We start from the raw sequence: 14,120 nt of genomic DNA on the forward strand, positions 1-14,120 counted from the left end.
CTGACTCTTCTGCTCCAGAATCTCCCTAGCCTCGTCGTACTGCAGCTTTCCCAGCAGAGCATCGCTTCCAGCCTGCAGAAGCGTCATTATTTCATTGGCGGCAATCTTTGCGGACGCGCTGTCACGGATGCCCGGCCTTCGAGACAACACGGCCTCCGCCCTGCGACGAATTTCCGCGTACGCATTTGGCCGCAGCACTTCCTCACTTATCCGGCGCGACGCTAGTGCGAGATTGTCGGCAATGCGATCTGCATCGACTCGATCTCCAGTCGCTGTATCAGAAAACGCGCCTAGAGCTGGCAGGTTAGCCAGCGGATCTCCACCAGCTCCGATGCGGTCGAAATACTCCGCCACAGACAATGCGCTTGGACGTGTCGCCGGACTTGCACGGATGATTGCTTCGCGGACCGCTCTTGCTGGGCCGTCGAGTGCCGCCGGCGGCTGTTGCCGAGCGAGTAGAACAAGCCCCTCTGGAGAATCGAGCAAGTCCCCAGGGGCTAGGTTCTCAAACAGATTAAGGCCGCTTCGATCAGGGACCTGATTGCCTTCACACAACACTAGGACAACGCCCTGCGGGTACTTGTTGCGTAGACCGGTTGCTGAGCCGTTTAGGGCGTAGGCGCCAAAACGCCTAGGCGTGGAAGAGACAATGGATAGATGCGGCAAATTGTCAGTCCACGCGGCCGCCATCCCTTCAGCTAGCGAGACTGGCACGCCTTCGACGAGCACGAACTTTGACGTGCCCTCGATGCGCCGAATGTACTCCGTCAACGCAGCACCAAGTCGTCGGCTCATGGCTGCCGCCTAGCAGCGCGCTCGCCTACGACAGTTGTTCGATCAGACAGTCCGAGGGCTAGCCCGGCGCCGCTCATCAACTGCTCCGCCCGGCGGGCGTTCCGTTCGAGGTCGGCGCCATCCACCTGGCCCGCCAGGCTGGTTTCGGCGGCTGACTGCTGGTTGATCACGAAACCCCATTCTTGTCGAACTGCTGAAAAGAAGTCACTGCTAGACATGGGCATCTTGCTCGATAGTGCCCCCACTAGAGCACCTAGCAGGTCTGGTGACGCGGTTAGATACCGGTAGCCTCCCCATCCAGCAAGCAGGCCGATGGACTCTAACAAGACCCTAAAGGCTTCTTCAGATCGGCCGTAATTAGCAATCTCTACAGCTGAACGTGCAAGCCGCAGATAGTCATCCATAGAGCTCTTCGAAGGCAACTCTCGAAGCTGAGAAGCTATACTGTCAGGCTCCCCCCCACCAAGACCGCTTCGTGGCTCAAACTCAGCAGCCCAGTTCGTGACCCCTTCGACCGAAAGTCGCTGCATCGTCTGAGCTAGCGTGAGGACAGTAGCCTCACTGAGCCGAATTCTGGCGCGCCGGTAAGACTCTTCGGAGCGTTGTCTGACGCGATCTTGCGCCCGAGCTGCACCGCCGAAACTGAGCAGAACATAGCGATCCTCGTGGGGAGTTCCCGTCGTCGCCCAGACCACCCGTAGCGCGTGAATAGCTAAGTCGAGCGCAAGTATGGTGCGCAGCTGCCAAAGGCGCGCAGGACCGCTCGCACCCCCTTGCAACATGACGCCTTCGGCATGCCTGCATAGACTCGATGCAAACGGCTGAAGCACAGGGCTGCGCCCTTGCTCCCAAGACTCCTTCTCGTCACCTTCCGTATCTGGTGATCGAGTGTAGCTCTCGCCTGTGGGTAGAGCAGCCTCCAAACGCTCACTAATATCCGCAAGCGGGCTAGGGCCTGTGAGCACCCTTTTCATTTCCTGGACGGCAGCACGGCCCTTTACAGCTGCATCTGCATCCTTAGGATCCATAAGCAAGCGCGCGAGGGTTATACCACTCCCGCGCATATAAACTTTCCTAACAGACCATTCTGGTTTGCTAGCACTCGATCGTCGGGCATCATACCAAAGCAGCGATTCGTGGAAGGGCCGCAAGAGCCAGGCTCCCGGCTGGCCTCTCTGAGTGTCTGGATCAATAAGGCCTTGCAGTGCTGCTTGTGCGAGTTTGAGGTTTGCGCTACTACGCAAGTCGTCGCCGTTGGCCAGTCTCTTGCCATAGAGCTGAGGAGTTGTTGAATCGTCACCCGCTCTTCCAGTATCGCGGCCGGCTAGGAAATTTACGCCTAATGCCAGGCTGCGCAAAGCGAATCTCTGACGCTTCGGGCTTCTGAGATCATCAGTATTGCTTGGTGTCTTGTAATCGTTTTGTACAAGCGTCAGCAACGTCTCAGCACACAACTGGGATGCGCGCTCGTCCCGGTCGGGATCAAGCCCAAAAAGCGCTTTGGCGATTTGCCCGGGAGCGAGGCGGCGCTGAAGAGCCATCAGGACACACCTCTATTCGAGAAGTAGGGCAAGTTCACACGTACCAGTGCGGGTGGACTAGATTCAGGGTCGGCTACCCGCAGGTGTTCTTCTGCGGAGGACTCGAAAGCCACCCGCCCATAGAACCCTCTAAGGTCGTTCATTTCCGCGACCCCTTGACCAACGGGCCCCTGAAACTCAGCCGCCTCGCGAATGGCCTCGTACATTTGCGGGCGGATTCGGAGAGAAAGATTTTGATCTTCGTCTACAGTTAAGTCGACGTCCACGTGGTCCACATCTAGAAGGTCTTCGACAAGCCCTCTGTCCGGCACCGCGATTGCGAGTCGGTCGATGTGCACTTGGCCATGGACGAGCGATGGACGCGCAGGACGAAAAGCCCCTGGATCTCGCGCGAAAAGGCAGGCGGGGTCGGGGACGACGAGCCCTTCATGCGGGCTAGAAAAGCCTGTAACGAGGAAGTTTAGCCCCCGGACTATCTCTGTCAGCTCGAGCCTGGTGTCGTCACCCGCTGCCGCCTTGTGAGCGAGCTCCACCAAGTCAGGCAAGTATCGATAATTTAGCAACCTACGCGCAGCGTTTGCATGGCCTCCGAGGGATTGTGCCGCCTCGAAGTACAGACGTTGGCGCCAAAGCGTCTGGGCTGGTGCATTGCTCTGGCCGTCTCCAGCAACGAGCGCATCTAGGCCATCCTCAACCTTGGTCGGATCCTCGCTCGTGCTTACTGTCTCGCCTAGGAACTGGAAAGTCATCGTGCCTTGCTTTGTACGGACACGGTCTAGCGGCGACCTGCTGCCAGCCAAGCCGCGCGCCTCAGCTCCATCTGGAGAGGGTTGATCCAACACCTGCGGATCGCCGGCCAGTCTCCGTACGTCCTCCGGGGCGCCTGTAGTGTCCCGCAACCACCCGTCAATCTCTAGATCACTGACTTCGCCAAGCCCAGACCTACGGATGCTTGACAGGAGCGGGGAGCGCTCAACCACCTCTGGAGACAATCCCCCACCTAGTACCCGCGTGAAATATCCGCTGGTCGCATGGAAGGCGTCCTTATCGAGGTCTCTCACAGTGGCCTTTACTTGAGAACACCCTTGTCCCCCTACTATTGCCCAGCTCAGGATTGCGAGAACCTCCCGCATTGTTGGCACAGCGTCGCCTACCCCAAGGCGAACGAGAGTACGCAGCTGTGCGCGAATATCGGAATCGCGGAGTGCCTTGGCATTGCTACGCATTGGGCACCCGCCACGGTCAAATGGACAGTCGGCGCATCCAGTCCACAGACTTTCTTTGGTCAAGTAATCCAGCAGCGCTTCCCATAGTCCATTTGCAGTGGGCCGTTGTCGATTGACGTTTATAACGGTCACGCTGTCCGTTCGGGCGGCTCCGCTTCGTAGGGCACGTTCCACTGCATCCTTGAAAGCGGGAGAATCCAGGGCACTGAGTGCGTCTCGAAGTACGCCTTCGTTGGCGCAGATCAGGAATTGCATCGACTCTTCGCCAGCCCCTAGGAGCGCGCGGCGCAAAACTGCTTCTCGCGCTGCGGGTGTCGGCAATCCAGATAGGTCCTTGACTACCCACCGCCCCGGCGACACTTCCACAAGTTCATCGCTATACGGCAGAGAACGTTCCAACGCTCGACAGTAACTCTCTACGACTGCAGTCTTACCCGTGCCAGCATTTCCCGTGAGGACGACCAAGCCTGGGGTACTCCCCGCAGCCCAGTTGGCCACATAGTGGCCGAGCTTGGTTTCGATATCCTTACCCAGCGCACCTGCCAGCTTGCTGAAATGTTCGCGGTAGGCGCCTCCCTGGTCTGCGCTAAAAATCGAAAGAGATCTGAGCGCTGCGACGACCGGTAGTTCACTGGGGCGGGAATCGCTGGGATTGGTCATTAGCCTTCCACTTTCTTCCCAGAGTTCGCCTGCGAGGCGCGACGGGCAGCTGAAAGTTCAGTAGCCGACCTGGCCGGCACTCCCGCCTGAACCAACGTAGCCGCAACCGCTTCTACGATCAGCTTCGCAGCTGGTGGCGGCACTGCATTACCGATCTGCCGCCTTACCCGAACATACGCTGAGCTACGAGTCCTGGGATCCCCAGATTCAAAGATAAAGTTATCCGGAAACCCCTGCAGACGGGCCTTTTCTCTATTGCTGAGACGACGCGGTTCGATGTGATGGTAGCCATGAGTGCCACCCCCGCCACCGGCGATCATTGTGTATGAGGGCTTGTCAGGTGCGAGGCGGCGATACACGTGACTAATTAGGCCTTTCACTGAAAGTGGATGGCCTTCAGGAATAGCCTCATAGTTGCTACCCGGCGGAATTAGCTCTAACCGTCGCACAACTTCAGGGCTGTCGAGTCCGCGCTCATGGTTTGGAGCATCATCCGGCAGTGGATCTGCATCCAACGCCTCGCTGACCGTAATATGCCTTCCAGCGTACGGTGCGGGGATTACAGGCGGGCGGATACCGAGATCCCGCCTTATACCAATGACAATAAGCCGCTCTCTATTTTGGGGGACACCGAGATCCGCCATGTCTATCACTTGTGCCGACAGGTCGTATCGAGGACCCGGTAGATCACGTTGCCCACCTACGAAGTTCGATGGCGCACGAAGTGCATGTCGGACTAGTGCCCACGCAGCGCCATGATTCGCTGACAATAGGCCCGGAACATTTTCGAGAACGAAAGCGGCTGGTCGAAGCGAGTCTAAAAAGCGCGCTACCTGACGGAAAAGGTTTCCGCGCGCCGTCTTTAGCCCGTCGTGGTTCCACAGTGTGGAATAGTCTTGGCACGGAGGGCCTGCAAGTAGGATATCGCAGGGAACTTCTGGCACGGGAAGCTCTGTAACGTCAGCTTCGACGATGTACTTACCCAAATTTCGGCGATAAGTCTCTACAGCCCAATGTTCGTTATCATTGGCCCATACCACTCGCGCGCGGTCACTTTGCTCGGCCCCTAGGTCCATGCCTCCGCAACCGGAGAACAAGGACACAGCAGCGTAGCGTCGAGGTGCGCGCGCCATTAGATCTGCGTCCTCTCTGCGGGCACGCACCGACGCGCTGCGTCGCCGGACCTACTTCCGTCAGTGTTCTTATGCAGTGCACGTGCATACGCATACGAACTCATGAGCCAACTAAGGCCACGCTGAGTGACGATAACGCTTCGCTGTGCGCAGGGGGTGTTTGGGCGGAGCCCTCTAGTGATCACTAGCATGGCGGACAGGCTATCCCGCCACACCGACAAGCAACGTGTTTCCGTGTCGCCTGTGACGAACTCTTAAGCACCCGGGGACAATCGTGATCATACAGAGATGGAACCCTCAAAGTTGATAACAGGACTGCAAGGTCACGCTCGATCTCCCCGTAAGGCAGCTCCGTCGTCTTGGTGAACAATCTATGGGGATCATCGTCATGAGCCGTGCCTGCGTTACATGTGGTGGCGGGAAGGGCGGCCACGGCGGGGGTGACTCGCGATAGAGATACCCGTGTGCCCGTCTCCTCGCGCTCCTGGCGGAAGCTGTTGCAAAAGCTGGTAGGGGCGTCATCGGCATCGAAGGCGTGCTCAAATGCATCTGCCGCTCCGCTTCCGGTGCTCGGGCCTTGCGGCCCTGCGCTCCGGGTCAGCTTGCCGCCGGATGACGTGGTTGCTCTCGCGGTGCAACTGGGGAGATGCGTGGGATGATCTTGTGCGAGCCCCGCTGCCCGATGAGCTATTTCCCCAGTTCAGGCCACATTAGAAGAGGGATTTGCCACCACTCTCCTAACCCGGCGCTCTTTATGGGCTGCCGCAGGATCACCGCTCCTCGGGTCTGACGCATGGTAGTGCGGGATTCCACGTCCTCGGTAAGAACGGATCTGATTCTTCGCTGAGTGCTGCACACGGGCAACGCAGTACGACAACACGGCATTGCACGATCACACGCCGCCTCACGCCTCGCGAGCCCTCTCGGGCAACCAGCCGGTCATCGGAGCCGCCGCCCGGCCGGACGCCCGCCGCCGAACGCTGATCAGCCATCGAACTGAAGGCCCCTCGGCACCGTCATACATACGACCAGTTGAGCCAGCCGAACTCGTTAAGAGACATTTCGGCACGAATCGCAATATTAAAGGCGCTTCCCGGCATAGGTCGCGATTGCCTTCGCTCCTCTCGGCTAGATTTCTTCCCCAAAGACAAGAAAAGGTGATCAATCTTGGGCCTGTACACCGTCTTCGCGGACTGGGCCAGGCGCCACGGCGTCGAGGCGGCCGTGACCAGCTTCTCGGACTCGTTGCCTGAAGAGGTCATCGACAAGTTCCGGCATCAGTTCCAGGCCGACAAGGCGAAGGTGCAGGCCGGCGGGCCACCTATCATCACAGCCGGGTCGGACGACTGGTACAGCGGCCCGGGCGAGTCCGACCGCTACTGGATGGCTCTGAAGGAGCAGTTCAGGACTGAGAAATGGCCGGACGAACGCATAGAGTCCGTGGACCACTCGTCCAGCACCGTCGTTGCCCACACCCCCCGACCGGACCGTTCCACATGGAACTCGAAAGGTCTCGTGGTGGGTTACGTGCAGAGCGGGAAGACCACCAACTTCACCGCGGTCATCGCGAAGTTGGGAGACGTGCGGTACCGCCTGGTCATCGTCCTCTCCGGCATCCACAACGGGCTGCGCCGCCAGACACAGGTGCGGCTGGACCAGTATCTGAAGGAGCTCAACCCCGACCGCTGGATGACGCTGACAGGGGAATCCCGCGACTTCGTGGAGCAGACCCACGAGGCATCGGCCGCGCTCAGCGACGAGAAGACCGTGCTGGCAGTCGTCAAGAAGAACGCGGCGGTGCTCAACAAGCTCATCAAGTGGTTGGACACCGCCAACAGTCGCAAGGCGCTCGCGTCCGCACCCGTACTGATCATCGATGACGAGGCCGACCAAGCCTCGGTGGCCACAGGCCGGATCAACCCGCTCATCCGTAAGCTCCTGAGCCTGATGCCGCGGTGCACCTACGTCGGCTACACCGCAACGCCCTTCGCCAACGTCTTCGTGGACCCCACCCAGGATGACCTCTATCCGAAGTCGTTCATCCTCAACCTGCCGCGTCCCGACGGCTACTTCGGCCCGGAGAAGATCTTCGGTCGGGACGCCGTCGAGTGGGAGTCCTCCGACGACCAGGGGCCACCGGACGGTTACGACATGGTCCGTCTGGTCGAGGAGGACGACGTCCCCCTGCTGCGTCCCGGCAGCAAGGAGCCGGCGGACGGGTTCACCCCCACCATGATCGACGAGCTGGTGGCAGCCGTCCACTGGTTCTGGCTGGCCACGGCCGCACGTCGCGCGCGTGGCGACAGCGGCCACAGCACGATGCTCATCCACACGTCCGTGAAGATCGCGGTACATGAGAGCTACCGGGCTCCCTTGCAGGCGCTGCAGAAGCGGGCCGTGGACGGCCTGGCCTCCGGCCGTCCGGAGATTCTGGACGAGTGGCGGAACCTTTGGGAGAAGGAGTCGTCACGAGTCCCGGCCGAGGACTTCGACCGGAAGCAGAACACGTTCGACGAGGTTCTGCCCCACTTGAGCGAGGTCATCGCCACCACCCGCGTCGTTCTCGACAACTACCGCAGTCAGGACCGGCTCGACTACTCCGACCCCTCCGTGGTCGCCATCGCCGTCGGCGGCAACACCCTCTCCCGAGGACTGACGCTGGAGGGGCTCGTCGTCAGCTTCTTCGTCCGAGGGGCGACGGCCTACGACACCCTGCTCCAGATGGGCCGCTGGTTCGGTTATCGGACCGGGTACGAGGACCTGCCCAGGATCTGGATGACGCCCAGCCTCGCCGCGGCGTTCCGACACCTCGCCACCGTCGAGCACGAGATGCGCGACGACATCGACCGTTACCAACGGGAGAACCTGACGCCCTCCCAAGTGGCGGTGCGAATCCGGACACACCCCTCACTCCGCATCACCGCCAAGATGGGCGCCGCCCAGCCGGCCTTCATCTCCTACGCCGGACGCCGCCTGCAGACCCGGTACTTCAAGCACCTGGACGGCGATTGGCTGGACAGCAACCGCCAGGCCGCGGAGAACCTCGTCCAGGCGGCGGTCCGGCACGGCCAGGTCGAGGACCTGGGCAGTGCACGGCTGATCCGGGACGTCCCCGTGTCGCTCGTGAAGACCTTCCTGTCCCGCTACCAGGTGCACGAGGACTCGCCGGACCTGGAACCGTCCCTCATGGTCAAGTACATCGACCAACAGCTCACCAGCGATCCCCCGAGCCTGGCGATGTGGTCCGTGGCCGTCGTCACGGGTGAGGGCGACGACACGAGTCTGGGCGGCCTGGACGTCAAGTACTCGATCCGATCCAGGCTGAACGACGGCCACACCCAACGCGCCGACATCAAGACGCTGATGAGCAAGCAGGACCGCGCGCTGGACCTCGGTCTGACGGCCGCGCAAGCAAGGGCGAAGAGCGAGAGCGAACTCGTCGCGCTGCGCAACAACCATCCGATCTGTCATGACCGGGGACTGGTCGTCCTCTACCTGATCGATCCGACGAGTGAACCCGTCAACCCGCAGCAGAGCGCCGACACCGCACACCCGCCGCGCACTGCGCTCGGCGCGGCACAAGCGGTGGTCGGCCTGGGCATCACCTTCCCCGGGGATGTCCGGACGAAAAGCATCCAGGCCAGCCACGTCGCGGTGGACCTCACCGACGTCGAGAGCGAGAACGTCGACGAGGCCCTCGGCGTCGACACCGAGGACATGACGTGACCGACATCGACCCCACCATGCTGGAACGTGCGTGGGCGGTCCTGACCCGGCCGCGCGCAAAGGAACTCGCCTCCTTCCCGCTGGAGGTGGCGTGCCATGCGGAACCGTGCCGTGTGGCGATCGACAGCACAGGTGCTCGTCACCTTCTGGTTCCCGCGGGTGACGAGGCCGTGTCCGTCGATCCCAGACCGGCGGTGCTCGGGACCGTGGTCCGCAAGCTCGGCTTCGGCGGCCCTGCGATCGCGTACGTCGATGTGTCATGTACCGAGCCCGACCTCTTCCCGGAGTTCGACGAGGTCGTGACCGACGTTCTGGAGGCCGTGGCCGGCGAGCGGCGACCAGCGGCAGCGGCGGTCTCCGCCATCGCGCGGTGGCGGCGGCTCTTCCGGAGCAGTCTGCTGCGCGGACTGTCGCGCCAGGCCAAACTGGGCCTCTTCGCAGAGCTCACCGTGCTCTCGTCCCTCGTCGAGGCGGATCCTGGATTCCCGGTGGACGCGTGGCGAGGACCGCTCAACGAACCGCACGACTTCGAGGCCGCCGTCCGGTGCATCGAGGTGAAGGGCCTGAGCGCCGTGAGCGACAGCATCGTCGTCCACGGCCTGGAGCAGCTGAACACCCACGGCGGACGACCGTTGGACCTCGTTCTGCTGCGCGTGGTGGAAGACCCTGACGGTCGGACCGTGAGCGACCTCGTCGAGCAGCTCCGCGGCGAGGTGGCGTCGCGAGCGGATCTCCGTGCGCGGCTCTCGGCCACAGGGTGGTCGGACCAGCCGGACCGACCCGACCTCGACACGTTCACCATCGAGGAGGTCCACAGGATCGTGGTCGGCGCCGACACACCTCGCGTCGTTCCGTCGTCCCTCGTCACGGGCTCACTGCCGGAGGGCGTCGCACACCTGGGTTACCAGGTCGACCTCGCCACCCTGCTCCCGTTCAGCACCGGGGCGTCGCTGGTCGAGATAGCCAAGGAGGCGGTTCGTTGAGCGTTCGTTGGTGGTCACAGCCGTTCGCGCCGGAGGGCTCCGCCGCGGCGGAAGGCATCGTCAAGCAGTTGGGACGCCCCGTGCTGGACCCGTTGACGGTCTTGGTTCGGGAGGCGGCGCAGAACAGTTGGGACGCACGGCTGCCCGACGGCGTTGTGGAGTTCCACGTCGATGTCCGTGTGCTCGGCGACGACGTCGTCACCTGGCGTGAGCATTTGCTGCCGGGGCCGCCGAACGAGGCGAACGTCGCCCTCGACAAGGCTCTCCGACCCGAGGCGTTCGTGCTGGTGGTCTCCGACCGGAACACCAGAGGACTGGGCGGTCCTCTTCGCGCCGGTGAGCGCGCCCACGGCGAGGAGACACCGGACTTCGTGCAGTTTCTCCGGAACGTCGGAGAGCCCAGCGACCACCAGTTCGGCGGGGGCACGTACGGATTCGGAAAGGGCATCTTCTACCGACTCAGCCGCGCCGGCGCGATCCTCGTGGAAACCCATACCGCTACCGACAATCCTTCTGCCCACCGGCTGATGGGCGCCGCTCTCGGCCGCAGTTGGTACCTCGGCGAGCGTCGATTCACCGGCCGCCACTGGTGGGGCCTCGTGGCGACCGACGACGTACCGGACCCCGTCCTCGCCGAGCAGGCCGACATCATCTCGAAGGCCCTCAGACTGCCGGGGTTCGACGACGGCAGCACCGGCACGGACATCGTCATCCTGGCCGCCGACCTGGGGACCGTCGGATCCGAGTCGGACGCGCGTGACCGCACTCCCCAGGAGGCCGCCACCTTCCTCATGTCCTCGGTTTTGTGGCACCTGTGGCCCAAGATGGTCCCGGACGAGCACGGCCGCCACATGCGCTTCACCGTGGGCGTCAACGGCTCGGCCGTCCCCGTTCCCGAACCCCACACCTTCGACGAACTGACGCCCTTTGTCGAAGCTCTGCACGAAGTCAGAGCAGGGAACGGAGTCGCCTACTCGCGTACCGTACCGCCCAAGCACGCCGGCACCTTCGCCATGGCCCTGGACGCTGCCGACAGCGCAAGCACACAGCTCCTGATCAGCGCGGCTCAGCCGTTCGAGGGACCGTCCCATCATGTCGCCCGTATGCGCGTCGCCGAGCTCGTGGTGGATTACCTCCCCGGTCCGCCGCACTCCGATCCCCGTCTGGCTTATGGTGGCGTGTTCAAGGCGTCCGAGGATGCCGACGCACTCTTCGCGTCCGCCGAACCTCCGACGCACGACGACTGGATCTCCAAGGGCCTCACCGGAACAGCACGCGGGGTTGTCCAAGGAGCACGCACGTTCGTGCAGAAGCAACTGGACGAACGACTCGGCCTCGGACCCCAGACGGGCGGCTCCGGAGGCCAAGGGCTGGGACAGCTGTCTGCGCTGCTCGCCGGCATCGTCCCTGCACGGTTGAGCAGCGGGCCGAATGGCGACGAGCCGGACGACGACGCCAGCGGCGTCGGAGGCGCTGGAGGGACAGGTACCAATGGCGGCGGCAGCTCCGGCGGCGGTGGCGGCTGGGGTGGTGTCGGTGTCTCCGGAGGTGGTCCGTCACTGCGACGAGGAGGGAGGCCACGGTTGCAGGGGAACCCGGTGTTGCAGGTGTATGAGGGAAAGCCGTACCTGGTCGCCGCCGTCAAGGTCCCTGCGGCGGACGTCACGAGAGTCCTGTCCGCGGACGTCGAGGTCGTGGTGGAAGGTGGTGGCCGCGAGAGTGAGCCCCCGCTCGGTGCTGCCGTGCCGCAGATCTTGCAATGGCAATTAGCTGTCGGAGCCGTCGCGCCGGGAAGGACCGTCACGATACCCGCGGGCCAGGAATCGGACTGGTACGTCTACGCCACGCACGTGCCCGACGCCGTCGTACGTTTCCGGGTGAGCCAGGTGACGTCCAATGCCGGCTGAGGTCAGACCCTACCTGGTACCACGGCCGGGCACTGTCGTCTGGGAACCATGGTTCCTGCTCGACGCGGAGGAGTGGAGGTCGCTGCCGGACCAGATCGACGGCTGGGATCCCGGCACGGATCTGCGGGCAGCTCGACGGGTACGGGTCGACGTCGCACGCTTCGTCCAGGAGACAGGGCTCGACCTTGCGGACGTGGCACTGACCGTCTCCTGGACGAGCTCGACCACCGACATGACGGAGGCCGCGCCGGCTGCGACATTCGACGCGAACGGCATGGCCATCGTCGACACGACGCTCGTCGGTGAACGCCTGTCCGGGGCCTTGACGCTCCGGAGCACCATCAGCCTGGTCCGCGCTGCCGTCGGGCGAGGAGTCGGTGTGGCCGCGGTCCCTGGGTCGGTGCTTGCGGAGAACGTCCAGCGAGTGGTGCTGGAGACCATGTCCTCCATGTTCCCGGTGCACGAGATCGACTTCTCACACACGCGGCTCTCCCCCACCGCCAGTTGGCATCTGGAGACGAGCACGGACCTGACGGCACCCTTCTACGGAACGTTCCGCGTGCTCATCAACAAACGCGACCGCGAGCTGCGCACGGCAGTCGCCCGTGGCGCCAAGGACAGACGACAGCAGGCTCTGGTCGACGAACTTCAGGCGGGCGTCGCCACGTTGCTGCTAGAGCTCGCCCTGCACCTCCGCGCCGAACTCGCCGAACGTGAGGAATGGCCGCCGGACAGCGTCGGGGACGTCCTGGCGAGAACTGTCGCCGCATCGCCCTTGCATGCCGTCGCACCACCGTCCTCGACAGATCTCGCAGAATTCAGGACCCAGATCTCGGGTGCGGTCAGGAACCTCGGCAGGGGGCGGATCTTCCAATGAGCGAACTGTGGCCGCATCTGCCCGCTGTCGTGGGCGCCGCCGTGTACGCCGAGGTCGCCGCAGGGCGAACTCCTGCCCCGCAGGACAGCCATCCGGACCAGACATGGGCCCCCGTCGGGGGTCGTGTGTCGGCGAAGCAGGTACGGGAGCTGATCAACGCGATCTCGACATTGGCGGAGGAGTACGGCTTCCCCGAGCCGGCCGGCAACGATGCGCGAATCTCCTTCGACCGGGACGCGGCCAAGGTGATCCGCGGCCAGCTGGACCTGTCGTGGGCGGAAGCCGGTAACCGCGATCTGTGGTCCTTCCTCGCCCTCGTGGCCCTTCCACACGTCACCATGTGGCGCTTCGGAGCCGGCAACAAGGAACGGTGGATCGCGACCGACCTCACCCGGCACACGTGGGCCCGGTTGTGGTGGCAGGCCGTGGTGTTCGCCGGTCATGAGCACGTCCTGGCCGCGTTGAGCGAGAGCGATCTCAACCAACTTCTGGAACGACGCAGCATCGGTGGTGACCCTCGTCTCGTACGGGAGATGGCTCGGGCGGTCACCGAGCTCAGCGCAACCGTCTCCCGCAGACCTGTGATCCGCGACGTCACCGCCCGACTACGTCGTTACCTGGCGTTCCTGGACGTGCGGGCCCTCTCCGACCAGCAGGTCCGAGACCTGTGTCGCGCGTTGACGAACGAGACGGTCACTCGTCTGACGACGTACCCGAGTCATGAGGAGGACCCCAGAACCTGAGATCCAGGCATCGTGCTCGGCCACACCTCAGGTCGACGTTGCGATCGAACTTCAAGTGCTGCGCTCATCAAGGTGGGCAAGCGAACGTGTGACCTCCGCGACGATCTGATCGACGGCCTCGGAGGGATCCTCGTGCTCCCAGATACGGACGACCCGCCATCCAGCCTGGTGCAGGTGCTCGTTCGTGGCGGCGTCCCGGGCGATGTTCTTCGCCAGCTTCTCGGACCACCATGCGTCGTTCGCAGCGGGGCGTGTGGCGTGCTCGGGGCAGGAGTGCCAGAAACAACCGTCAACGAAGACCGCGACCTTCGCCCGTGTGAAGGCTATGTCAACCGTCCGGCGCTTCATACCGGGTATCGGCCATGCAACTCGGTACCGCATACCACGGGCGTGCAGGAGTTTCCGTATGGCGATCTCCGGCGCAGTGTCCCTGCGACGCTGTCTGCTCATCCGCGCCGACACGCCGGCCGAACTGGGGAAAGGCATAGAGGCCACAGAAAGACGGTATATCCCGTCTGCAACCTCTGGC

The 14,120-nt window shown here is 63.1% G+C and carries 9 protein-coding genes; 5 read left to right on the top strand and 4 right to left on the bottom strand.

What is annotated here, in order from left to right:
• Positions 1-791: 791 nt before the first annotated feature.
• The 3 genes from ACIBP6_RS44365 to ACIBP6_RS44375 form a co-directional block, all read right to left on the bottom strand.
• The gene (locus ACIBP6_RS44365; RefSeq protein ID WP_397060948.1) at positions 792-2,336 is read right to left on the bottom strand and encodes a hypothetical protein; all 1,545 of its coding nucleotides are present in this window, start codon (positions 2,334-2,336) and stop codon (positions 792-794) included.
• Positions 2,336-3,085: a hypothetical protein gene (locus ACIBP6_RS44370; RefSeq protein ID WP_397060949.1), complete on the bottom strand. Its 750-nt coding sequence runs from the start codon at positions 3,083-3,085 to the stop codon at positions 2,336-2,338. The genes ACIBP6_RS44365 and ACIBP6_RS44370 overlap by 1 nt, the downstream gene beginning before the upstream one ends.
• 1,136 nt (positions 3,086-4,221) lie before the next feature.
• Positions 4,222-5,355: a DNA cytosine methyltransferase gene (locus ACIBP6_RS44375; protein WP_397060951.1), complete on the bottom strand. Its 1,134-nt coding sequence runs from the start codon at positions 5,353-5,355 to the stop codon at positions 4,222-4,224.
• A gap of 1,167 nt (positions 5,356-6,522) precedes the next feature.
• Here ACIBP6_RS44375 and ACIBP6_RS44380 point away from each other — a divergent pair.
• Genes ACIBP6_RS44380 through ACIBP6_RS44400 form a run of 5 tightly spaced genes read left to right on the top strand, consistent with a single transcriptional unit; the run spans position 6,523 to position 13,591 of the window.
• Positions 6,523-9,081 carry a Z1 domain-containing protein gene (locus ACIBP6_RS44380; RefSeq protein ID WP_397060953.1) on the top strand — a complete coding sequence of 853 codons (2,559 nt, stop codon included), beginning with the start codon at positions 6,523-6,525 and terminating at the stop codon, positions 9,079-9,081.
• A complete protein-coding gene (locus ACIBP6_RS44385; protein ID WP_397060955.1) occupies positions 9,078-10,064 on the top strand; it encodes a PD-(D/E)XK motif protein in 987 nt (328 codons plus the stop codon). Before ACIBP6_RS44380 ends, ACIBP6_RS44385 begins: the two co-directional genes overlap by 4 nt.
• Entirely contained in the window at positions 10,061-11,971 is a 1,911-nt protein-coding gene (locus tag ACIBP6_RS44390; protein WP_397060957.1) for a hypothetical protein, read from the top strand. The genes ACIBP6_RS44385 and ACIBP6_RS44390 overlap by 4 nt, the downstream gene beginning before the upstream one ends.
• On the top strand, positions 11,961-12,848 hold the full coding sequence (locus ACIBP6_RS44395; RefSeq protein ID WP_397060959.1) for a hypothetical protein: 888 nt from the start codon (positions 11,961-11,963) through the stop codon (positions 12,846-12,848). The genes ACIBP6_RS44390 and ACIBP6_RS44395 overlap by 11 nt, the downstream gene beginning before the upstream one ends.
• Positions 12,845-13,591 carry a hypothetical protein gene (locus ACIBP6_RS44400; protein WP_397060960.1) on the top strand — a complete coding sequence of 249 codons (747 nt, stop codon included), beginning with the start codon at positions 12,845-12,847 and terminating at the stop codon, positions 13,589-13,591. The genes ACIBP6_RS44395 and ACIBP6_RS44400 overlap by 4 nt, the downstream gene beginning before the upstream one ends.
• A 51-nt stretch (positions 13,592-13,642) precedes the next feature.
• Here ACIBP6_RS44400 and ACIBP6_RS44405 read toward each other — a convergent pair whose 3' ends face one another.
• A complete protein-coding gene (locus ACIBP6_RS44405) occupies positions 13,643-14,077 on the bottom strand; it encodes a very short patch repair endonuclease (RefSeq protein WP_397061292.1) in 435 nt (144 codons plus the stop codon).
• Positions 14,078-14,120: the final 43 nt, after the last annotated feature.

Origin of the sequence: Nonomuraea terrae, assembly GCF_044465245.1 — a bacterium.
In the GTDB taxonomy this organism is placed as follows: Bacteria; Actinomycetota; Actinomycetes; order Streptosporangiales; family Streptosporangiaceae; genus Nonomuraea; species Nonomuraea terrae.